Raw genomic sequence first — 21,679 nt, 5'->3', positions numbered from 1 at the left:
GTTGGCAGGGGTCAGGCCGAGCGCTTGCGGGGCGTTGCCTTCTTCGCCGTCGTCTTCTTTGCCGAAGCCGCAGTTGAGGTCGTCTTCTTCGCCGAAGCCGAGGTCGTCTTCTTGGCCGTCGTCTTCTTCGCCGTCGTCTTCTTCGTCGCCGTCGACTTCTTCGCCGAGGCCGAGGGCGCGGCCTTCTTCGTCGTCGCCGTCTTCGACGTCGACTTTCTCCCCTGCGCCGGCTTCGGCGTCGTCCGGGACGACGGCTTGCGCTGCGGGAGTTGTCTGACCTCCGCCGGTTCCTCGCCGCGGGACTCCTTCGCCTCGCGCACGCTCTTCTCCAGCGCCGCCATGAGGTCGAGGACCTTGCCGCCGGTGGCCGGTTCCGGGGCCTCGGGTGGGGTCTCGCCGGCGGCCTTCGCGGCGACGACCTCCTCCAGCGCCTCGCGGTACTCGTCGTGGAGGTCCTCCAGGTCGATCTCGCCCAGGGTGTCCATGAGGGCGTCGGCGAGGTCGAGTTCCTTGTCGTTGACCGTGACCTTGGTGTCCGGCGCCACTCCCTGCGGGGCCCGCACCTCGTCCGGCCACAGCAGCCCGTGCATCGCGATCGCGTCCTCCACCACCCGCAGCATCCCCAGCCGCTCCCGCCCCCGCAGCGCGTACTTGGCGATCGCCACCTTGTTGCTGCGCTTCAGCGCCTCCCTCAGCAGGGTGTACGGCTTGGCCGCCGGGGCACCGCCCGCCGCCAGGTAGTACGCGGCATCCATCTGGAGCGGGTCGATCCGGTCGGCCGGCACGAAGGCCACGATCTCGATCGTCTTCGCCGTCGGGAGGGGGAGGTGGGACAGGTCCTCGTCCGTGATCGGGATGATCGTGCCGTCCGCGTCCTCGTAGCCCTTGCCGATCTCGGCCCCGCTGACCTCCTTCTCCTCCAGCTCGCACACCTTGCGGTAGCGGATGCGGCCGCCGTCCTCCAGATGGATCTGGCGGAAGGAGATCGAGTGGCTCTCGGTGGCGTTGACCAGCTTGATCGGGATGCTGACCAGGCCGAACGAGATCGCGCCGTTCCATATGGATCGCACGGGCGGCATCCTTTCGGCGACTGTGACGGGCGATATCACACGATATGCGTGAGATTCTCATCGTATGACGCCTATCACGGAGGTGGCGGGGCGCCGGCTCGCGCTCAGCAACCTGGAGAAGGTGCTGTATCCCGCGACCGGGTTCACCAAGGGCGAGGTGCTGCACTACTACGCCACCACCGCCGACGCCCTCCTCCCCCACCTGCGGGACCGGCCGCTGTCCTTCCTGCGCTACCCGGACGGGCCCGACGGGCAGGTGTTCTTCGCCAAGAACGTGCCGCCGGGTACGCCCGACTGGGTCACCACGGCCGAGGTGCCGCGGTCGGAGGGGCCGGCGCGGATGGTCGTCGTACAGGATCTGGCGTCGTTGATGTGGGCGGCGAATCTCGTCACCGAGTTCCATACGCCCCAGTGGGTGGTCGGTGAGCCGGCCGAAGCCGATCGGATCGTGTTCGATCTCGATCCGGGGCCGCCCGCCTCCGTCGTCGAGTGCTGTGAGGTCGCGCTGTGGCTGCGGGAGCGGCTCGCGGCGGACGGGATCGCGGCGTACGCCAAGACGTCCGGGTCGAAGGGGCTGCATCTGCTGGCGGCGGTGCGGCCGACGCCGTCCGAACGGGTGACGGAGTACGCCAAGGGGCTCGCCGTCGCCGCCGAACGGGCGATGCCGAAGCTCGTCGTGCACCGGATGACCCGGAGCCTGCGCCCCGGGAAGGTGTTCGTCGACTGGAGCCAGAACGCGGCCCGCAAGACCACCGCGACCCCCTACACCCTGCGCGCCCGCCCCGAGCCGACCGTCTCCGCGCCGGTCACCTGGACGGAGGTCGAGGAGTGCCGGTCGGCGTCTCAACTCGCCTTCCTCGCAACGGACATCGGGCCGCGGATCCAGGACTACGGGGATCTGCTCGCGCCCCTCTTCGACGCGCGGTCCGCCGGACGGCTGCCCTAGGGGCTGTCCTGGCTTCGCGCCCGGCACCGGCGGGCACAGATGGTGACCAATGGGGACATCTCTCATCTCATCGGATCACCGAAGGAGCAGCCACCGGCATGCGCGCACGACCGCCCTCCCGCGTCCGCACCCGTACTCTCCGCCGAGCCCTGCTCGTCGGTCTCACGGCGCTCTCCCTCTCGGCCGCCCCCTGGGCCACCGCCGCCCAGGGCACGTCCGACAAGCGCCCCGGCGCCGACGTCATCACCGACTGGAACCGCACCGCCGTCGCCGTGATCGCCGACGACGCCAGGCGGCCGACCGCCGAGCCGTTCCTCTGGTACGGCTTCGTCCACGCCGCCGTCTACAACGCGGTCGTCGGCATCGAGGGCCGCTACGCCGAGTACAAGTGGGACGTACGCGGCCCGCGGTACGCCTCCTCCGAGGCGGCCGCCGCCACCGCCGCGCGGCGGGTGCTGCTCACCTACTTCCCGGCCTCCAGGGAACGCATCGAGAAGGCGTACACCGCCTCCCTCGCCAAGATCCCGGACGGCACGGCCCAGCAGCAGGGCGAACGGTTCGGGGAGCTGGCCGCCGAGCGGCTCATCGCGCTGCGTGAGGAGGACGGGCGCGGTGAGCGGGTGACCTTCGCCCCGGAGCCCGCGCCGGGTGTGTGGCGGCCCGCCCCGCCGACGTACAGCCCCGCCGTGAACGCCTGGCTGGGCAAGGTGCGGCCGATGCTGTCCGACGACCCGGAGCAGTTCATGCCGGGCCCGCCGCCCGCGCTGACCTCGCGGCGGTACGCCCGTGATCTCACCGAGACGAAGGCGATGGGCGGGAGGAGCGGCAGCAGGCGGAGCGCGCGGCAGACCGAGACCGCGCTCTTCTTCTCGCACCCGCTGCCCCAGCAGCTCCAGGCCGGGTACCGCGACCACGTCACCCGGCACAAGCTCGACATCGTCGACGCCGCCCGGCTGTTCGCCGCGGCCGACACCGCGGCCGCCGACGCCACGATCACCGCCTGGAACGCCAAGTTCACATACGCCCTCTGGCGTCCGGTCCACGCGATCCGGCTCGCCGGCACCGACGGCAACCCGGCCACCGAGGCCGACCCGGGCTGGACTCCGCTGCTGGACACGCCCCCGTACCCGGAGTACATCGGCGGGCACTGCGCCAACGACGGCGCCGTCATGGCCGTACTCGACCGGCTGACCGGCGGGGACATCGACCTGCGGCTGTCGTCGACGCCGACCGGGACGACGCGGACGTACAAGAGGTCGGCCGACTTCCAGCGGGACACCGTCAACGCCCGGGTCTGGAGCGGCATCCACTTCCGCACCGCCGACGAGGTCGGCACCCGGATCGGCAGGGCCATCGGCGACTGGGCGATGGACCACTACTTCCGGCCGCTGCGGTAACTACACGCGCGTCCAGGTGTTCCGGTCCCGTGCCATCGCGTGCAGGGCCTCCACGTCCGCCGGTTTCAGCACCCCGCCGAGCCGGGCCAGGCTCTCCACCTCCGTGTCCGCGATGACGCGGACCTCGCGCAGCGGGGCGCTGATCCGTACGTCCGACGGGGCGACGACGGCGAGGACCGGGTGGACCTCGGCGGTCAGCGCGTAGGAGGCGCGGTCGGCGTCGGCGCGGACGCGGCGCAGCAGCGGGCGGGGGTCGTGGCGGCCCAGGGCGACCATGGGGTCGGCGACCGTCACCCGCTGCTTGCGGGCGTGCAGGGTGTGGATCGCGAAGAGGCCGCCCGGGCCGATCGCCAGGTGGTGGACGCGGTCGCCGCCGGGGAGCGGGACCGAGTGCAGGGCGTGCCAGCCGGCGCCGTCGAGCCGGTCGAGGGCCTCGCCCACGGTCTGCTCGGCCAGCAGTGCCCTGCGGCGCGGGTCGGGGCGCAGCCGGTGCGGCGGGCCGGGGTCGCGGTCGAGGGCGATCTGAAGGGCCTCGCCGGGGCGGTTGGGCGCCAGGTCGTCGTCCGGGTGGAGGGTGAGCCGGGCCAGTTCCGCGGGGGTCGGGACGGGGGGCGGCCCGACCGCGACCTGGCCCGTCAGGAACGGGCCGAGCACCTCCAGGACGTCCTCCCGGCTCGCCTCGCTGAGCAGGTTCACCCGGGCCGCCTCCCTGTCGTACCAGGCGACGTTCCGCCCGTCCGTCAGGCACACATAGAGCCGCTCCTGGCCGTGCCGCCAGGTCGGTATGACGCGCAGTCCGCTCATGCACCATCACCCCTCGACCATGGGACCAGGCGGGGTGCTCCAGGGGCAAGAAGGCGGTTACCTTTGACGAAGGTCGCCACGGTGGTGGGGAGTTGGGGAGGCGTTGTTGCGTACCCGCAGGAGGCAGCCCGACGTACCGGCCCCGGACCGCCCCTGGAACGAGATCGTGCCCGGACTGTGGATGGGCGGACACGAGTTCAAGGGGCCCTCGGGGCAACGGGAGTTCGCCGTCGTACGGGACGAGTTCGATCTCGTCCAGACCTTGTTGAGGCTGCCGGGGCACGGGCCCGACCCCGGCGTGGAGCACCATGTGTGGCCGATACCCGACGGGCCCCTGGACGGGACCCAGCTCGCGGGCGTGATCCGGCTGGCACAGGCCGCGAGCGAAGCGATCGACGAGGGCCGCACGGTCCTCGTCCGCTGTTATCACGGCTACAACCGCTCGGGGCTGGTCGTGGCGCACGCCCTGATCCGTGCCGGGCACTCCGCCGAGGAGGCGATCCGCACGATCCGGGACCGCCGCTCGCCCTGGGCGCTGCACAACGACCTGTTCGTCGACTATCTGCGGGCCGGACTGCCGACGGCACGGCTGCTGGAGGAGCTGGCCGAATGACGCCCCTCCCGGACGGGTGCGCAAAAAGGACTTCCGTACGAATAAGGTGTACGGGCGGGTAGTCGTCCCGCGTACGGGGCCGGTAGTCGCCCCTCGCCGCCCCGTCCGCCCCGTCCGCCCCTCTGGAGCACAGTGCCACGCCCCGTCCGAACCGTCCTCGCCGCCGCCCTGCTGCTGGCCACCGCCGCGGGCTGCGGTGACGCGGGCGGCCTCCAGGCCGCGGGGTCCACCCCGACCGCGACCAGCCCGGCCAAGCTGTGGCCGCAGCTGACGCCGGCGTCGAGCCCCGCCTGGAACTACGACGACGGCGAGGCCGAGGTCATGAAGGGCGTCGCCGTGCCCGGTGACGACGTGCGCAAGGTGGACCCGGTGGCCGTCGTGAAGGCGGAGATCTCCCAGCACCCGGACGACTACTCCGGCTCCAAGGCGACCTACCGCGAGACGGCCCGCCGGATGGCCTACTGCGGCAGGACGCCGGCGGACGACCGGTGCCCGGTCCTCAAGGCGTACTACCGCGATCTCACCGGCGACGGCCACGCGGATCTGACGCTGGGCTTCCGGCTGCTGCCGGGCAACCAGACCGCCGTCCGCGTCTACACCGTCCAGGGCGGCCGGCTGGTGCAGGTCATGAGCAACGACGACGCGGTGAGCCAGGTCGAGCTGGCCGGGCACTCGGTGATCATCCACGCGCCGTCCGACCTCGCGGACTACGAGTACCGGTTCCAGTGGACCTGGGACCCGGACCAGCGCGTCTTTCTGCTCACCCACGACGAGATGCTGCGCCTCGGCAAGGGGCCGAAGGCCTCCTCTTCCCCTTCCCCCTCCCCTTCGGCGACCCCCTGATGAGGCTCGCGCTCCCCCGCTGGTCCGGCACGCTCGCCCTGAAGGCCGCCGCCTTCATCACCGTCATGTGCTGTGCGCTGGCCGCGCTGCTCGGCATCCTCGTGCATGTCTCGGTGACCAATCAGACCGTCGGCCAGGCCCGTGACCTGGCGCTGTCCCGGCTGGCGGACGCGACCGAGGCGTACGAGGCCGGGGACAGCCTGCTGCCGGGTGCGGGCGTCGACCCGCCGGGGCTGCCCACGTCGCTGCGGGCGCTGGCGGTGGCGGGCCACCGGGGCACGATGGTCGCCGACAACGAGGGGCGCCCCACGATGTGGGCGGCCGGTCCCGCCGACCACGAGCGGGCCCTCGCCGTCGTCGTCGACTACTCCCAGCAGGCCCACACCATCAACGCGCTCGACCGGGCCATCCTGTGGTCCTCGGCCCTCGCCATCGGGGCGACGCTGCTGGTGGGCGCGTTCGCGGTGACCCGGGTGACCCGGCGGCTGCACGCCACCGCGCGGGTGGCGCGGCGGATCAGCGGCGGTGACCTGGACGCGCGCGTCGACGACCCGCGCACGAAGGATCCGACGCGGCCGCAGGACGAGGTGGCCGCGGTGGCCGCCGCGCTGGACTCCATGGCGGCCTCGTTGCAGGGCAAGCTGCTGAGCGAGCAGCGGTTCACGGCCGACGTGGCGCACGAGTTGCGCACGCCGCTGACCGGGTTGCACGCGGCGGCGGAGCTGCTGCCGCCGGGGCGGCCGACGGAGCTGGTGCGGGACCGGGTGGCCGCGCTGCGGACGCTGACGGAGGATCTGCTGGAGATCTCGCGCCTGGACACGGGGCGGGAGCTGCTGGATCTGGACGCGGTGTCGCTCGGGGCGCTGGCGGAGCGGGTGGTGCGGGCGTCGGGGACCGACACGGAGGTCAGGGTTGTGCACAGTGTCGTCGTCGAGACGGATCGGCGGCGCCTTGAGCGGGTGTTGGGGAATCTGGTGGCCAACGCGCATCGGCATGGCAGGGCGCCGGTCTCTCTGACGGTGGACGGGCCGACGGTGACCGTGCGGGATCACGGGGACGGGTATCCGGAGTATCTCGTCGAGCACGGACCACAGCGGTTCCGGACCGAGGGGGGATCGAAGGGGCATGGGCTGGGGCTGACGATCGCGGTCGGGCAGGCGGAGGTGCTCGGGGCGGAGCTGAGTTTCCGGAACGCGTCTGACGGAGGAGCCGTCGCCGTACTCACGCTGCGCGGGTCCCCCGCCCCTGACGGCCCAGCCTGAAAGGCGGCTCCCGACCACCCCTCCTAATGTGGCGAATAGTCAAGTTCGCCCCCTTCGTGGAGGTTCGCTCATGTCCCTGCGCTCCCGTCTCTCCATATCCCTCGCCGCCGGCGCCCTGCTCGCCGCCGCTGCCGCCGTGCCCGCCGTCGCGAACGACGACTGGGACGGCAACCAAAGCAACCAAAGCAACCAAAGCAACCAGGGAAACCAGGGCAACCAGGGCAACTGGGAGCACCACCAGCAGGAGCACAACCCGCGCCTCTACAAGGGCGTGGTCACCGCCAGCACGCTGAACCTGCGCAGCGCGCCGACCCGCGGGTCGCAGATCATCCGGACCGTACACAGGGGCGAGATCGTCTCGATCTTCTGCAAGACGCCCGGCCAGACCATCGACGGCAACCCGCTCTGGTACCTCCTCACGGACGGCACCTGGGCCTGGGGCGCCGCACGGTACATCGACAACATCGGAGCGGCGCCACGCTGGTGCTAGGAAGACCCGGAAAATCGGGAAGACAAGTCTCCCTATTTGGGTAGGTTCCGGACATGACCAAGGCCGGAACCACCGTGGTGCGAGCGGATCCCCCCGCTTCCGCCGTCCGCCTCCCCCGGCGCCGGGGCATCGAACTCGCCCTCATCGTCGTCGCCGTACTGCTCTCCGTGTACGGCTACTGCGCGGTCGGCCTCGCCCGACACGGCACCGTCCCGCCCGGCGCCGCCGGTTACGGCGCCGGGCTCGGCGTGCTCGCGCTGGTCGCGCATCTCGCGGTGCGCTACCGGGCGCCGTACGCCGATCCGCTGCTGCTGCCGATCGGCGTGCTGCTCAACGGCCTCGGCCTGGTCCTCATCTACCGGCTCGACCTGGAGACCCCGGGCGACCGGGCGGCGCCCACCCAACTCGTGTGGTCCACGGTGGGCGTGGCGCTGTTCATCGTCACCGCGCTGTTCCTGCGGGACTTCCGGGTGCTCCAGCGGTACTCCTACGTGTGCGTCGCCGCCGCCCTGGCGCTGCTCGTCCTGCCGATCGCCTTCCCGGCCGTGAACGGGGCCCGGATCTGGATCCGGATCGCCGGGTTCTCCATCCAGCCGGGCGAGTTCGCCAAGGTGCTCCTCGCGGTCTTCTTCGCCGCCTATCTCGCCGCCAACCGCAACGCGCTCGCCTACGCCGGGCGCCGGATCTGGTGGCTCCAGCTGCCGACCGGGCGGGTGCTCGGGCCGATCGTGGCGATCTGGCTGCTGAGTGTGGTGGTGCTGGTCCTGGAGCGGGACCTCGGGACGTCGCTGCTGTTCTTCGGGCTGTTCGTGGTGCTGCTGTACGTCGCCACCGGGCGGACCGGGTGGATCGCGGTGGGGCTGCTGCTGGCCTCGCTGGGCGCCGTCGCGGTGGGCTGGCTGGAGCCGCATGTGCACAGCAGGGTGCAGGACTGGCTGCATCCCTTCGCCACCATCGAGGCCGGTCAGGGCCCCAACCAGCTCTCGCAGTCGCTGTTCGCGTTCGCCGCGGGCGGCATCATGGGCACCGGGCTCGGGCTCGGGCACTCGATCCTCATCGGCTTCGCCGCCAAGTCCGACTTCATCCTGGCGACGGCCGGCGAGGAACTGGGGCTGGCCGGACTGTCGGCGATCTTCCTGCTGTACGGACTGCTGGTGGAGCGCGGCTATCGGGCGGGGCTCTCCCTGCGCGACCCCTTCGGGCGGCTGCTGGCGGTCGGGCTCGCGTCGATCGTGGCGTTGCAGGTGTTCGTCATCGCGGGCGGGGTGACCGGGCTGATCCCGCTGACGGGCATGGCGATGCCGTTCCTGGCCCAGGGCGGCTCGTCGGTGGTGACCAACTGGGCGATCGTGGCCCTGCTGATCCGGGTGAGCGACTCCGCCCGCAGCCAGTTCGACGGGGAGGTCGCCGCGTGACGCGGAACATCCGGATGAGCCGCTATATCCGGCACGCCGCCGGCTTCTGCGCCCTGCTGCTGGTGGCGCTCCTCGTCAACGCCACCCGCATCCAGGTCTTCCAGGCCCACTCCTACGACGACAACCCCGCCAACCGCCGTACCGCGATCGCCCGTTACGGCCAGCCGCGCGGCGACATCCTGGTCGGCGACGCCCCGGTCACCGGCTCGAAGGACACCGACGGGCGGCTGCGCTACGAACGGACCTATCCGAAGGGCCCGTTGTACGCGCCGGTGACCGGCTTCGCCTCGCAGATCTACGGCACGACGTTCCTGGAGCACGCCGAGGACGACCTCCTCTCCGGCACCGACCCGATGCTGTCGGCGTTCCCCCTCTGGAACGACCTGACACGGCGCCAGAACCCGGGCGGCAACGTCGTCACGACCATCAACCCGGCCGCACAGCGGGCCGCTTACGCGGGACTCGCCGGGCGGAAGGGCGCGGTGGCGGCCGTGGAGCCGTCGACCGGGCGCGTCCTCGCGCTGGTGACCAGTCCGTCGTACGACCCACAGGTGCTGTCGGGGAACGACGCGGCGGTGGAGCGGTCCTGGGCGCGGCTGAACGCGGACCCGGACAAGCCGATGCTCAACCGGGCGGTGCGGCAGACCTATCCGCCGGGGTCGACGTTCAAGGTCGTCACGCTGGCCGCCGCGCTGGACGCGGGCGTGGTCACGGACGTCGACGAGGCGACCGACTCCCCCGACCCCTACACCCTGCCGGGCACCACGACCTCGCTGACCAACGAGGCCACGGGCTGCGAGGACGCGCCGATCCGGGCCGCGTTCATGTGGTCCTGCAACACGGTGTTCGCGCGGCTCGGGGTGCGGGTCGGGGTGAGCGACATGGCGACCACGGCGGCGCGGTTCGGCTTCAACGACACCGGGCTCGGGATTCCGTACTCCGTCGCCGAGTCGACCTTCGACGTGTCCGTGGACAAGGCGCAGCTCGCGCTGTCGTCGATCGGGCAGTACAACACGCGGGCGACGCCGCTCCAGATGGCGATGGTGTCGGCGGCCGTCGCCAACGGCGGGCAGATCCGGCCGCCTTACCTGGTGGAGCGGACGACCCGGTCGGGCGGCGCCACGGTCTCGACGGCCGGCTCACGGCCGGTACGGCAGGCGATGCATCCGGCGACCGCCGTACGCCTGAAGGAGCTGATGGAGGAGGTGGTGACCGAGGGCACCGGCACGAACGCCGCGATCCCCGGCGCGATCGTCGGCGGCAAGACCGGCACCGCCCAGCACGGCGTCGACAACTCCGGTACGCCGTACGCCTGGTTCATCTCCTGGGCGCAGGGCGAGCGCGACCTGGAGCCCAAGGTCGCGGTGGCCGTGGTGGTGGAGGACGCGGAGGCGGACCGGGGGGAGATCAGCGGGGGCGGGGACGCGGCGCCGATCGCGCGGGCGGTGATGGAGGCGGTGCTCGCACACTGAGACGGGGGTACCGGCGGCCGGGGTCCCGACCTACCGTTCGGTACATGACTTCAGCCGCCGCGTACGAACTCGCCCAGGTCAACATCTCCCGCCTCAAGTTCCCGCTGGACTCACCGGAGTTGAAGGACTTCGTCGACGCGCTGGACCCGGTCAACGCCTCCGCGGAGGCCGCCGACGGCTATGTCTGGCGCCTCCAGTCGGAGGGCGGCGACGCGACCGACATCAAGGTCTTCGGCGACGACTGGCTGATCGTCAACCTCACGGTGTGGCGGGACACCGACGCGCTCACGGCCTTCATGTACCAGGGCCAGCACCGCGAGCTGCTCTCGCGCCGCCGCGAGTGGTTCGAGAAGGTCGAGGAGGCGATGACGGCCCTGTGGTGGGTACCGGCCGGCCACCGCCCGACGGTCGCGGAGGCCGAGGCACGGCTGCTGCACCTACGCGCCAACGGGCCTACGCCGTACGCCTTCACACTCCGGACGTCGTTCCCGGCGGGGGCTTCGGAGCCGGTGGTCTTCGCGGTGCCGGAGGACTTGGGCTGCGGGGTCTAGGCGGCCTCGCCGGGTACTGCTTCGCGGCGGCGCAGCCACTCCTGCGGTACGCCGTCCACGCCCGTGCGGGCGGCCACGATGCCGCCCGTGATGGCACAGGTGGTGTCGACGTCGCCGAAGCCCTCGGCGGTCGTCCACAGGGCCGAGACCAGGTCGTCGGGATGGCGGACCGCGGACCAGACGGCGAACGGGACGGTGTCGTCGGCGCGGATCCGCTGCCCGTTGCCGAGGAGGTCGGAGGCCTTCCAGGGCTCGGTGGAGAAGGGGACCTCGGCGGCTCGGGCGAGGCCTTCGCGGACCGCGCTGTCCGGGGTCAGTGCCGCCACCGCGTCCAGGGTCAGCTCGTGCCGGGCGGAGAGCGCGGCGGCCACGGCGACGGCGACCGCGCCCGCGACGCCCTCCGGGTGGGCGTGCGTGACCTCGGCGGAGCGGGCGGCCTGCTCGGCGGCACGCGACACGTCGGTGTGGAACCACGCCCCCAGCGGCGCCACCCGCATCGCCGCCCCGTTGCCGAGGCTGCCCTCGCCGCCGAAGAGCTCCCGGGCGAACTCCGGCCAGCGCTCGGGCTCTTGGAGCAGGCGGGGCAGCAGCAGATGCATGCCGTGGCCGTAGCCGCGGGCGGGGTCGGCGTCGTAGCCGAGCGCGAAGGCCTGGGCCAGTTCCGTCTGCCGGATCTCGCCGAACTCGTCCAGCACCCGGCACACGGCGAGCGCCATCGCCGTGTCGTCCGTCCAGTGCCACTCGGGTTCCGCCGGCATCCGGCGGGCGCGGACCTCGTCGTAGGCCTGCCGGGGCTCACGGAACAGCGGGAACCAGCGCTCGCCGAACGCGTCCCCGAGGGCGAGGCCTTGGAGGCTGCGGCGGGCGGCGGCTCGGTTCATGGGGTCCCCTGGTCGATCGTGTCCTGTATTTCCGCGACCCGATCATGCTCCTGCGCCGCGAACCGCTCCGCATCCAGTTTCTCGGCGATCTCCTCGTCCTGGGCCATCAGCAGGTCGAGGTTCGAGTCGCCCATCTCGAAGACGCCCATGTCGACGTAGGCCTGCTGGAGGCGTTTGCCCCACAGGCCGATGTCCTTGACGCACGGGACGATGCGGGAGAACAGCAACTGGCGGAACAGGGCGAGGAATTCGGACTGCTCGCTGTACTCCTCGGCCTCCGCGGTGGGGATGCCGAAGTTCTCCAGGACCTCGACGCCTCGCAGCCGGTCGCGCATCAACCAGCAGCCCTCGATGACGAATTCCTCGCGTTCCCGGAGTTCGGCGTCACTGAGCTGCTTGTAGTAGTCGCGCAGCGCCATGCGGCCGAACGCGACGTGCCGCGCCTCGTCCTGCATGACGTACGCGAGGATCTGCTTCGGCAGCGGCTTGTCCGTCGTGTCGCGGATCATGCCGAACGCGGCGAGCGCGAGGCCCTCGATGAGGACCTGCATACCGAGGTACGGCATGTCCCAGCGGCTGTCGCGGAGGGTGTCACCGAGCAGCGACTGGAGGTTGTCGTTGATCGGATACAGCATCCCGATCTTCTCGTGCAGGAACCGCCCGTAGATCTCCGCGTGCCGGGCCTCGTCCATCACCTGGGTCGCCGAGTAGAACTTCGCGTCGAGGTCGGGAACGGACTCGACGATCCGCGCGGCGCAGACCATGGCGCCCTGCTCCCCGTGCAGGAACTGGCTGAACTGCCAGGAGGCGTAGTGCTGCCGCAGCTCGCCCTTGTCCGTCTCCGTCAGCTTCGCCCAGTGCTTGGTGCCGTAGAGGGACATGGACTCGTCGGGGGTGCCGAGGGGGTCGTACGGGTCGACCTCGATCTCCCAGCCGATGCGTTTCTGTCCGTCCCACTGCTTGTCCTTGCCCTTCTGGTAGAGGGCGAGGAGACGGTCGCGACCATGGTCGTACTCCCAGCTGAAGCGTGCCGCGCCGGTCGCCGGCACCTGCCAGTGGGGGTCTCCCGGATCTGTGGCGTACAGGTCGAAAGTCGGCATGTCCCGCAGGCTGCCCCTTCGTAGACGCGGGGTCAACAAGTAGTGCGCGGGGGATTGACGGGCTTGCTGACAAGCAGTCTCATAACCTCATGACGACGTTGACGGACGCCGATGCGCTCGCGGGCCTCCGCGACGCGCTCGGCCTGCTCAAGGACCGGGAGCAAGTGGCCGAGCGGCTGCTCGACTCCTCCGCCAAGCACTCCTTCGACCCCGACAAGGAACTCGACTGGGACGCGCCCTTCGAGGAGGGCAAGTGGTTCTGGCCGCCCGAGCTGGTGTCGCTGTACGACACCCCGCTGTGGAAGCGGATGAGCGAGGAGCAGCGGATTCTGCTCTCGCAGCACGAGGCCGCGGCGCTGGCCTCGCTCGGGATCTGGTTCGAGCTCATCCTCATGCAGCTGCTCGTGCGGCACATCTACGACAAGGCGGCGACGAGTGCGCATGTGCGCTACGCGCTGACCGAGATCGAGGACGAGTGCCGGCACTCGAAGATGTTCGCGCGGCTGATCTCGCACGGGGACACTCCGTGGTACCCGGTGAGCCGGGCGCACCAGCAGCTGGGCCGCCTGTTCAAGACGATCTCGACGACGCCGGGGTCCTTCACCGCGACGCTGCTCGGTGAGGAGGTCCTCGACTGGATGCAGCGGCTGACGTTCCCGGACGAGCGGGTGCAGCCGCTGATCCGGGGGGTCACCCGGATCCATGTCGTGGAGGAGGCACGTCATGTGCGGTACGCCCGCGAGGAGCTGCGGCGGCAGATGGTGACCGCGCCCCGGTGGTCGCAGGAGTTCACCCGGGTGACGTCCGGGGAGTTCGCGCGGGTGTTCTCGGTGGCGTTCGTGAATCCCGAGGTCTACACGAATGTGGGGCTGGACCGGCGGGAGGCGCTGGCTCAGGTGAAGGCGAGTGGGCATCGGCGGGAGGTCATGCAGACGGGGGCGAAGAGGTTGACGGACTTCTTGGATGACATCGGGGTTCTTCGGGGGGTGGGGCGGCGGTTGTGGAAGTCGTCGGGACTGTTGGCGTAGGCGCAGTCTGCCGACCCAGGGGCGCGGGGAACTGCGCGACCAGCCACGACGCACCCGCACACGGCCGACTACCCTGCGAGGCATGACCCCGCCGGCCGCCACCCCCGCCTACCGTCGCCTCAGCGTCGAGGAGCGTCGAAGCCAGCTCCTCGACGCCGCCCTCGGTCTCTTCGCGCACCGCGCCCCCGAGGACGTCTCCCTCGACGACGTGGCGGAGGCGGCCGGGGTGTCGCGGCCCCTCGTGTACCGGTACTTCCCGGGCGGGAAGCAGCAGCTCTACGAGGCTGCCCTCCGGTCCGCCGCCGAAGAGCTCCAGCACTGCTTCGCCGAGCCTCCCGAGGGGCCGCTGCTCGACCGTCTCTCCCGGGCGCTCGACCGCTACCTCGCCTTCGTCGACCAGCACGACGCCGGCTTCAGCGCGCTGCTCCAGGGCGGCAGTGTCGTCGAGACGTCCCGTACGACGGCCATCGTGGACGGCGTACGGCGAGCCGCCGCCCAGCACATCTTCAGCCATCTCGGGGTCACCGAGCCCGGCTCGCGGCTGCGGATGACCGTACGGATGTGGATCACGGCGGTGGAGGCGGCCTCGCTGATCTGGCTGGACGACGACAAGGAACCGCCGGTCGACGAGTTGCGGGACTGGCTGGTGGAGCAGTTCGTCGCCGTGCTGTCGGTGACCGCCAGGCGCGACCCCCAGACGGCCGCGCTGGTGCAGGCCCTCGCGGCGGATGGCTGACACTGGTGCCGTGAAGAGCGAAGACACCCCCTTCGAGGGCGGCCCCATGGACGGCCGTGTCCTGCCGGTCCTCCTCGGCCCGACCGGGCACCCGCCCAAGCAGTACCGCATCCCGGTCCCGGACCCGGACGGCGGTCCGCCCACCGTGCTGATCTACCGCCGGGTGCCGCGCGGGCAGAGCAAGCTGGGGCTGCAGAAGGGGTGGAAGTACGCGTACGAGCCCGAGGGCAGGCCGTCGCGGTTGAAGTGGCCGTGGTCCAAGCCCGACGCCACGCCGGGCGGCAAGCCGGACGACACCGACGGGTGACATGATTGGGCCGAACCGCCCACGTCCGGCGCGCGGAGCGCGACCGGCCGTCCCATGCTCGCGGTGCGGAGCAGAGGGGCTGCTGCGCTCCGGAGGTGATGACGTGTCAGGAAGGCTTCTGCGTCTGGTGTGTACGGCGGCGGTGGCGGCCGGCACCGTCCTCGCGCCCTTGCCCGCGGCGGCCGTACCGGAGCCGCCCGCGCCCGGCGGGCGAAGCGTCTCCGGACTGCTGACGGATCTTCAGCGGCTGTACCAGGAGGCCGAGGAGGCGACCGAGACGTACAACGCCACCGCGGAGAAGCTGAAGGAGCAGCGGGCTCAGGTGCGCCGCCTCGACGGGCAGCTGGCGCGGGCCCGGCTCTCGCTCCATGACAGCCGGGGCGCGGCGGGGCGCCTGGCCCGGCAGCAGTATCAGAACAGCACCGACATCTCGCCGTACGTGCGCCTGCTGCTGGCCCGCGATCCGCAGCACGCGCTCGATCAGGGGCATGTGATCGGGCAGTTGGCGCGGGAACGCGCCGAGACCGTGGGGCGGCTGACGGGAAGCGAGAAGAAGGCCGACGGGCTGGCCCGCAAGGCCCGCGCGGCGCTCGACCGGCAACTCACCCTGTCGGCACGGCAGAAGAAGGACCGGGACGCCGTACGGAAGAAGCTCGACGACGTCGAGGAGCTGCTCGCCTCCCTGACCGAGGAACAGCGCGGCGCCGTCGACGAGTTGGAGCGGACAGACGTCGAGGCGGCCCAGGAGGACCTCGTCACCTCGGGCACCCTGGGCAGTGGTGAGGACGCCAACGAGCCGACGCGGGCCGCGGACCGGGCCGTGCGGTACGCCGTGCAGCAGCTCGGGAAGCCGTACGAGTGGGGCGCCGAAGGGCCGGAGGCGTACGACTGTTCAGGGCTGACGTCCCAGGCCTGGGGGCATGCGGGGCGGCCCATCCCCCGGACCAGTCAGGAGCAGTGGGCCGAGCTGCCGCGGATTCCGCTGCGCGAGCTCCGGCCCGGTGACCTGGTGGTCTACTTCCCGAAGGCGACCCACGTGGCGATCTACCTGGGGGGCGGGCAGGTCGTGCAGGCCCCGAGGACGGGTGAGAAGGTCAAGGTCTCGCCCCTGGCTTCCCACCCGATCCTGGGGGCCGTACGCCCCGACAAGAGTCAGGACAGAGACCCCAGATAAGCCGCCGTCTTCTCCGGCTCGTAGAAGAAGTTCTCGAAGTCGGACGGGTCGTCGAAGGCGTTGGCGAAGCGGTCGGCGGCGGGCTGCAACTGGCCTGCCGCGCCGATCAGGTTGAGGACGTGCTCCGGCGGCGGGGCCAGCATCGCGTTCGTCCACTTGGTGACGTGCCGGGCCGTGTCCCAGTAGCGGTCGAACGTGCCCTGCATCCACTCCTCGTCGAACTCCTTCTCCCCGCGCTCCAGGATCGAGGCGAGGTAGGAAGCCGCGCACTTGGCGGCGGAGTTGGAGCCCTGGCCGGTGATCGGGTCGTTGGCGACGACGACGTCCGCGACGCCGAGGACCAGTCCGCCGCCGGGGAGCCGGCCGATCGGGTTGCGGACCGTGGGGGCGTAGCGGCCGGCCAACGTGCCGCCCGCGTCGGTGAGTTCGACCTTCGTGGCCCGCGCGTACTCCCAGGGCGTGTACCGCTCCATGAGTTCCAGGGTCAGGGAGAGGTGCTCCGCCGGGTCCTTGACGCCGCTGAAGACGTCGAGCGGGCCGCCGGGTATGCCTTCCCAGAACAGGATGTCGGCGCGGCCGGAGGTGGTGAGCGTCGGCATGACGAACAGCTCGCCGACGCCGGGGACGAGGTTGCAGCGGACCGCGTCGTAGTCCGGGTGCTCGGGGCGCGGGCCCAGGCCGTGGACGTACGACACGGCCAGTGCCCGCTGCGGCTCGGTGTACGGCGAACGGGACGCGTCCCGGCCGAACATCGACACCAGCTCGCCCTTGCCCGCCGACACCAGCACGAGGTCGTACGTACGGGAGAAGTAGTCGAGGTCGGAGACCGCCGCGCCGTGGATGACGAGCTGGCCGCCGCGCTGGGCGAAGGTCTCCATCCAGCCGGCCATCTTCACCCGCTGGTCGACCGACTGCGCGTACCCGTCGAGCCTGCCCACCCAGTCGATCGCACGGGCGGCCGGGCCCTCGGCCCACGAGCCGGGGGCCGCGACCGAGACGCCGAGTCCTTCGATCTTCGGGGCCTGGGACTCCCAGAAGTTCAGCTGGAGATCGCGCTCGTGCTGCAGTGCCGTGTGGAACATGCACTGCGTCGACATGACCCGGCCGGAGCGGATCTCGTCCGCCGTCCGGTTCGACATCAGGGTGACCTCGTAGCCGTGCGACTGGAGGCCGAGGGCCAGCTGGAGACCGGACTGACCGGCTCCTACGACGAGTATCTTCCGCATGCGGGTGGTGGCTCCTTGTGGGTTCTACTCGGGGACTACTCGGGGGTTTCGTCCAGGGCGTGGCCGACCAGGGAGAGGAGGGTCTCGATCACCGAGATCCGGCGGCGCGCGTCCATGATCATTACAGGTATGTGCGCCGGGATCGTCAACGCCTCCCGCACGTCCTCCGGTTCGAACAGCTCGCTGCCGTCGAAGTGGTTGACGGCGACGACGTACGGCAGTCCGCAGCTCTCGAAGTAGTCCAGGGCCGGGAAGCAGTCCTTCAGGCGCCGGGTGTCCGCCATGACGACCGCGCCGATCGCGCCGCGCACCAGGTCGTCCCACATGAACCAGAACCGCTGCTGGCCCGGCGTGCCGAACAGGTAGAGCACCAGGTCGTCGTCGAGCGTGAGGCGGCCGAAGTCCATGGCCACGGTGGTGGTGAGCTTGCCGGGCGTGGCGGTGAGGTCGTCGGTCTCCTCGCTCGCCTCGGTCATCAGTGCCTCGGTCTGGAGCGGGGTGATCTCCGAGACGGCGGTGACGAGGGTGGTCTTGCCGACGCCGAAGCCGCCGGCCACGACTATCTTCGTGGCGATCGGGGCGCGGGTGCGGTCCGTCTGCCAGGACTTGAGGTCCTCGTCGGGTTCCGCGAAGGCGGTGCCTCCGGAGGCGGCGTCTCCGAAGGCGGTGTCGCTAAAGGCGACGGAGTCCATTCAGCACCCTTTCGAGCAGAGCGCGGTCCGGACGGCCGGTGCCGTGACCGGTGCCGGTGCCGTACACACGGATCTTTCCCTGGTCCGCGAGGTCGCTGAGCAGCACCCGGACCACGCCGAGCGGCATCTTCAGCAGCGCGGCGATCTCGGCCACCGTGCGCATGCGGCGGCAGAGTTCGACGATGGCCCGCATCTCCGGCATCACCCGGGTGTTGAGGGAACCATTCGTCAGTTCCTTGCGCTCCTCCGGCGCTTCGAGCGCCGCCACGAACGTCTCCACGAGGAGGACGTGGCCGAAGCGGGTCCGGCCGCCGGTGAGCGAGTAGGGGCGGACGCGGGCGGGTTTGCGGTCGCCGCCGCGGACGGGGAGGGTGGGGCGATCGGTCATCGGGTGCTCCCTGCCGACTCGTTCTCGCTCTCCAGGGATTTTCGGAGCTCGCTGCGCAGCTCGGGGGTCAGCACATGGCCGGCGCGGCCCACGAAGAGGGCCATGTGGTACGCCACCACGCTCATGTCGCAGTCCGCGGAGCCGTGCACACCGAGCAGCGAGCCGTCGCTGATCGACATCACGAACAGGCTGCCCTCGTCCATCGCGACCATCGTGTGCTTCACCGGGCCGGAGTCCATCAGCCGGGCGGCGCCGATGGTGAGGCTGCCGATGCCGGAGACGATGGTGGCGAGGTCGGCCGCCGATCCGCGCGGGCCCTTGGGGGCGGCGGCGCGGGGCTGGCGGGCCGCGTCGTTGCGTCCGGGGTCGGAGGAGAGCAGGAGCAGGCCGTCCGATGAGACCACCGCTACTGACTGGATGCCCGGCACCTCCTCGACCAGGTTCGTCAGCAGCCAGTGCAGGTTGCGGGCTTCACTGCTCAGTCCGAAGGTACTGGGCGCGGTCAACTGCTTGCCTCCTCGGGAGTGCCCCCCGTGGCTTCTTCGGCATGCGCGGGCGTCGTCGTCTGGCCCGTCTGTTCGGCGATCTCCGCTTCTACGTCGCGATAGCCGGCCTCCGCCCCCCGGCGGAAGCCGCCGAGCCTCCGGCGGAGGGCTTCGGCGTCGACGGATGCGCTGCGCTGGCGGGGCGGTTCTGATGGTGCCGTGATCTTCGGGGTGCGCTTGGGGAGACCCTTTGCGGTGAGCTGGTCCTCGTCGGGGGCGCGGGTGTGTTCCGTCTCGGCTTCGCCTTCGGCGGGGTGCCCTGGTGGGGCGGATTCGCCGTCGGCGGCGGGGTGTTCGTCGGTCGTCGCAGGGTCTTCGCCGGTGGCTGCCGGTACCGGGGCCAGGAGTTCCATCGTCGTTTCCGACGGGGTTTCCTCCGTGGTCGTCTCCGCGCCGCGCACCGCCTGTTCCGCCAGGTCCACCAGCGCGTCGCCCGTCTCCGAACGGCCGTGCAGGACGTTGGAGTTGGCCTCCGCGTCGGCGCCCGGGAGGGCGAAGGTGTGGGGCGTGCCGGTGAACGGGGTGGCGGAGGGCACCGCGGCCGAGGGGGCCGCCGCCAGCAGCGGCTGGGGCAGGACCACGACCGCCGCGATGCCGCCCTGCTTCTGCTCGCGCAGCCGGACGCGCACGCCGTGACGGTGGGCCAGGCGGGCGACGACGTAGAGGCCGAGGCCGAGACCCTCCTCGCCCTCCTGGTCGTACGGGGAGTCCGGGTCGAAGTCGGCCAGGCGGGAGTTGAGGCGGGTCAGGCGGTCCTCGGCCATGCCGATGCCCTCGTCATGGACGGAGAGCATGACCTCGCCGCTCTCCAGGAGCCAGCCGGAGACCTCGACGGGCAGGTCCGGCGGGGAGAAGGACGTGGCGTTCTCCATCAGCTCGGCGAGGAGGTGGGAGAGGTCGTCGGCGGCGAAGCCCGCGACGTGCGCGTGCGGGGGCAGGGCGGCGATGCGGACCCGCTCGTAGCGTTCGATCTCGCTGACCGCGGCCCGTACGACGTCCACCAGCGGGACCGGGCCCGCGTGCTGCTGGACGTGTTCCGTGCCCGCGAGGACCAGGAGGTTCTCGCTGTGGCGGCGCATGACCGTGGCGAAGTGGTCCAGTTTGAAGAGGGTGGCCAGCCGGTCCGGGTCCTGCTCGCGCTCCTCCAGGCCCTCGATGACCGCCAGTTGGCGTTCGACCAGGCCCAGGGTGCGCAGCGCGAGGTTGACGAAGGTGCCGCCGATGCTGTCGCGGAGGCGGCCCAACTGGGCGGCGGCCTCGGCGAGTTCGCCGCGCAGTTCCTCGCGGGCGTCGGCCATCTTCTGGCGCTGGGCGACGAGGTGCTTGCGGTCGGCTTCCAGGGTGGTGATGCGGCCCTGGACGCCGAGGACGTGCGCGTGCAGGGCGTTGACGGAGCGGACGACCTGGGCGAACTCGTCGTTGCGGCCGGTGAACTTGACGGGTTCCTCGGCCGCCGGGTCCGCCGCCGTGGCCAGCCGGGCGGAGCCGAGGCGCAGCACCGCGAGGGGGCGGGTGAGGGTGCGGGCCATGGCGGTGGCGATGCCGACGGCGAGCAGCATCAGGGCGCCGAGGACCGCTATGCGGATCTCCCAGGCGGTGACGTCGTCGTCGCGGAGCTGGGCGAGGTCCTTGGTGCGCTGGTTGTAGAGCGCGGACTCCACGCCGCGCATGAGCTCGACGCGGGCCGAGAGGGCGGCGTCCAGCTTCTTGGCGCTGGTGGCGAGTTCACGGTCGGAGAGGGTGGGCTGGTCGGTGAGGGCGGCCAGGTACTTCTCGGCGGAGTTGACCTCGGGCCCGGTGACGGTGGAGTCGTAGCGGGCGACGGTCTCCTTCGGCGCGGCCTCCTTGAAGTCGGCGAGGGCCGCGTCGGAGCGGACACGGGCCTGCTGGGCGGCCGCGGTGAGGGCGTCGCGCTGCTTGGCGTCGGCCTCGGAGGTGGTGGAGACGGTCGAGGTGATGCCGGTGATCGGGTCGGTGACCGTCTGGGTGCCGCTCGGCACGCTGAGGGCGGCGAGGAGCAGACCGCGGGTGGCGGCGGCCTGCTGGACGGCGGAGTCCAGCTCGGCGAGAGCGTGGGCACCGGAGCCCGCGCGGGGCGGCAGCTGCTCGGCCAGCTGTTCGGCGAGGCGGTGCAGCTCGGTGATGGTGGCCGAGTAGGTGGCGTGCGCTTCGAGAGCGGTGCTCTTGCCGGTGAGCGCCGCTCTGCGCAGGGTGGCGATCCCGTCGAGGTCGGCGCGCAGGTCGGCCGGGGTGTCGGTGTCGGCGCGCAGTTCCTCGACCTGGCGGTCGACGCGGGTGCTGTCCTGCTCGGAGGGCGCCTTGGAGCGGGGGCGGCCGGCGGCGACGTACGAGGTGACCTCGTCCCGCTCGTCGGCGAGCGCGTGCGCGAGGGCGAGCGCGTTCTGGGTCTGCTCGGCGAGCGTCACCAGGTCCTGGGAGTCGCTGAGGTCCCGGGAGGCGTCGAGCACGGAGGGCGCGCCGGCCCCGGCGATCGCGGCGGCCACGACGGCGACGGCGACGATGAGCCGGTTGCGTACGTGGGTGGGGCGGCCCTTGCCCACGACGGCCCCGTCAGGGGTGGGGGCGGAGGTGGTGTCGGCGGGAGCCGTCTGCTTGCTCGTACGACGTGGCCGCGTCTTCTGCACCGGTGCTCGCATTCCTGACTCGTGTACCCATGGGCCCGGGTGACGCTCCGTCAACTGACGGGTACTCCCGGTACGGTTCCCGACCCTCCCAGCG

22 protein-coding genes are annotated in these 21,679 nt (G+C 71.4%); 13 read left to right on the top strand and 9 right to left on the bottom strand.

The genetic code is table 11. From position 1 onward, the window contains the following. Positions 1-11 precede the first annotated feature (11 nt). Positions 12-1,070: a non-homologous end joining protein Ku gene (gene ku / locus CRP56_RS29245; RefSeq protein WP_097268997.1), complete on the bottom strand. Its 1,059-nt coding sequence runs from the start codon at positions 1,068-1,070 to the stop codon at positions 12-14. 64 nt (positions 1,071-1,134) lie between these two features. Here ku and ligD point away from each other — a divergent pair, with 64 nt between their 5' ends. Together ligD and CRP56_RS29235 are read left to right on the top strand one after the other, a co-directional pair. Further along, on the top strand, positions 1,135-2,016 hold the full coding sequence (ligD, locus tag CRP56_RS29240) for a non-homologous end-joining DNA ligase (protein WP_097268994.1): 882 nt from the start codon (positions 1,135-1,137) through the stop codon (positions 2,014-2,016). Positions 2,017-2,114: 98 nt separating this feature from the next. Continuing rightward, entirely contained in the window at positions 2,115-3,413 is a 1,299-nt protein-coding gene (locus CRP56_RS29235; RefSeq protein WP_097268992.1) for a vanadium-dependent haloperoxidase, read from the top strand. Here CRP56_RS29235 and CRP56_RS29230 read toward each other — a convergent pair whose 3' ends face one another. Then, positions 3,414-4,217: a nuclease-related domain-containing protein gene (locus tag CRP56_RS29230; RefSeq protein ID WP_097268990.1), complete on the bottom strand. Its 804-nt coding sequence runs from the start codon at positions 4,215-4,217 to the stop codon at positions 3,414-3,416. Positions 4,218-4,323: 106 nt separating this feature from the next. Here CRP56_RS29230 and CRP56_RS29225 point away from each other — a divergent pair, with 106 nt between their 5' ends. The 7 genes from CRP56_RS29225 (at position 4,324) to CRP56_RS29195 (ending at position 10,863) form a co-directional block, all read left to right on the top strand. After that, complete coding sequence (locus CRP56_RS29225; RefSeq protein WP_097268988.1) at positions 4,324-4,830, top strand: protein-tyrosine phosphatase family protein; 507 nt, start codon at positions 4,324-4,326, stop codon at positions 4,828-4,830. A 132-nt stretch (positions 4,831-4,962) separates the two neighbouring features. Then, positions 4,963-5,673 (top strand): hypothetical protein, encoded by a 711-nt coding sequence (locus CRP56_RS29220; RefSeq protein WP_097268986.1) that lies wholly within the window; start codon positions 4,963-4,965, stop codon positions 5,671-5,673. Next, positions 5,673-6,935 (top strand): sensor histidine kinase, encoded by a 1,263-nt coding sequence (locus tag CRP56_RS29215; RefSeq protein WP_097268983.1) that lies wholly within the window; start codon positions 5,673-5,675, stop codon positions 6,933-6,935. Before CRP56_RS29220 ends, CRP56_RS29215 begins: the two co-directional genes overlap by 1 nt. A gap of 70 nt (positions 6,936-7,005) precedes the next feature. After that, positions 7,006-7,425, top strand: a complete 420-nt coding sequence (locus CRP56_RS29210; protein WP_097268981.1) for an SH3 domain-containing protein — start codon at positions 7,006-7,008, stop codon at positions 7,423-7,425. A gap of 53 nt (positions 7,426-7,478) precedes the next feature. Then, positions 7,479-8,840 carry an FtsW/RodA/SpoVE family cell cycle protein gene (locus tag CRP56_RS29205; RefSeq protein ID WP_179851153.1) on the top strand — a complete coding sequence of 454 codons (1,362 nt, stop codon included), beginning with the start codon at positions 7,479-7,481 and terminating at the stop codon, positions 8,838-8,840. A gap of 14 nt (positions 8,841-8,854) precedes the next feature. Beyond that, positions 8,855-10,312, top strand: a complete 1,458-nt coding sequence (locus CRP56_RS29200; protein ID WP_097274572.1) for a penicillin-binding transpeptidase domain-containing protein — start codon at positions 8,855-8,857, stop codon at positions 10,310-10,312. Positions 10,313-10,356: 44 nt separating this feature from the next. Continuing rightward, entirely contained in the window at positions 10,357-10,863 is a 507-nt protein-coding gene (locus CRP56_RS29195; RefSeq protein ID WP_097268979.1) for a DUF3291 domain-containing protein, read from the top strand. On the opposite strand, the gene CRP56_RS29190 is transcribed toward CRP56_RS29195, so the two are convergent. Together CRP56_RS29190 and CRP56_RS29185 are read right to left on the bottom strand one after the other, a co-directional pair. Continuing rightward, positions 10,860-11,744 carry an ADP-ribosylglycohydrolase family protein gene (locus CRP56_RS29190; protein WP_097268977.1) on the bottom strand — a complete coding sequence of 295 codons (885 nt, stop codon included), beginning with the start codon at positions 11,742-11,744 and terminating at the stop codon, positions 10,860-10,862. The two genes, CRP56_RS29195 and CRP56_RS29190, sit on opposite strands and share 4 nt — an antisense overlap. Then, positions 11,741-12,844, bottom strand: a complete 1,104-nt coding sequence (locus tag CRP56_RS29185) for a ferritin-like domain-containing protein (protein WP_097268975.1) — start codon at positions 12,842-12,844, stop codon at positions 11,741-11,743. Before CRP56_RS29185 ends, CRP56_RS29190 begins: the two co-directional genes overlap by 4 nt. An 89-nt stretch (positions 12,845-12,933) precedes the next feature. Between CRP56_RS29185 and CRP56_RS29180 the strand changes: the two genes are divergently transcribed. The 4 genes from CRP56_RS29180 to CRP56_RS29165 all read left to right on the top strand — a co-directional run bounded on the left by CRP56_RS29180 (position 12,934) and on the right by CRP56_RS29165 (position 16,089). Then, positions 12,934-13,872, top strand: coding sequence for an AurF N-oxygenase family protein (locus CRP56_RS29180; protein ID WP_097268973.1), 939 nt, complete (start codon positions 12,934-12,936; stop codon positions 13,870-13,872). A gap of 82 nt (positions 13,873-13,954) precedes the next feature. Next, a complete protein-coding gene (locus CRP56_RS29175; RefSeq protein WP_097268971.1) occupies positions 13,955-14,608 on the top strand; it encodes a TetR/AcrR family transcriptional regulator in 654 nt (217 codons plus the stop codon). Next, a complete protein-coding gene (locus CRP56_RS29170; protein ID WP_179851152.1) occupies positions 14,601-14,915 on the top strand; it encodes a hypothetical protein in 315 nt (104 codons plus the stop codon). Before CRP56_RS29175 ends, CRP56_RS29170 begins: the two co-directional genes overlap by 8 nt. 103 nt (positions 14,916-15,018) lie before the next feature. Continuing rightward, a complete protein-coding gene (locus CRP56_RS29165; RefSeq protein WP_257041170.1) occupies positions 15,019-16,089 on the top strand; it encodes a C40 family peptidase in 1,071 nt (356 codons plus the stop codon). On the opposite strand, the gene CRP56_RS29160 is transcribed toward CRP56_RS29165, so the two are convergent. From CRP56_RS29160 to CRP56_RS29140, 5 genes are read right to left on the bottom strand one after another with little or no spacing between them, the layout of a single operon-like run. After that, positions 16,068-17,315 carry a styrene monooxygenase/indole monooxygenase family protein gene (locus tag CRP56_RS29160; protein ID WP_097268965.1) on the bottom strand — a complete coding sequence of 416 codons (1,248 nt, stop codon included), beginning with the start codon at positions 17,313-17,315 and terminating at the stop codon, positions 16,068-16,070. The two genes, CRP56_RS29165 and CRP56_RS29160, sit on opposite strands and share 22 nt — an antisense overlap. 35 nt (positions 17,316-17,350) lie before the next feature. After that, positions 17,351-18,007, bottom strand: coding sequence for a GTP-binding protein (locus tag CRP56_RS29155; RefSeq protein WP_097268963.1), 657 nt, complete (start codon positions 18,005-18,007; stop codon positions 17,351-17,353). Beyond that, a complete protein-coding gene (locus tag CRP56_RS29150; RefSeq protein WP_079311625.1) occupies positions 17,988-18,395 on the bottom strand; it encodes a DUF742 domain-containing protein in 408 nt (135 codons plus the stop codon). Before CRP56_RS29150 ends, CRP56_RS29155 begins: the two co-directional genes overlap by 20 nt. Then, positions 18,392-18,901, bottom strand: coding sequence for a roadblock/LC7 domain-containing protein (locus tag CRP56_RS29145; protein ID WP_097268960.1), 510 nt, complete (start codon positions 18,899-18,901; stop codon positions 18,392-18,394). Before CRP56_RS29145 ends, CRP56_RS29150 begins: the two co-directional genes overlap by 4 nt. Further along, positions 18,898-21,585: a nitrate- and nitrite sensing domain-containing protein gene (locus CRP56_RS29140; RefSeq protein ID WP_257041169.1), complete on the bottom strand. Its 2,688-nt coding sequence runs from the start codon at positions 21,583-21,585 to the stop codon at positions 18,898-18,900. Before CRP56_RS29140 ends, CRP56_RS29145 begins: the two co-directional genes overlap by 4 nt. Between the last annotated feature and the right edge of the window lie 94 nt (positions 21,586-21,679).

The sequence above is a fragment of the Streptomyces sp. TLI_55 genome, from assembly GCF_900206255.1.
GTDB lineage: Bacteria > Actinomycetota > Actinomycetes > Streptomycetales > Streptomycetaceae > Streptomyces > Streptomyces aquilus.
Note: the sequence above shows the minus strand (reverse complement) of the source record. Positions and strands in the feature narration are given on the sequence as shown.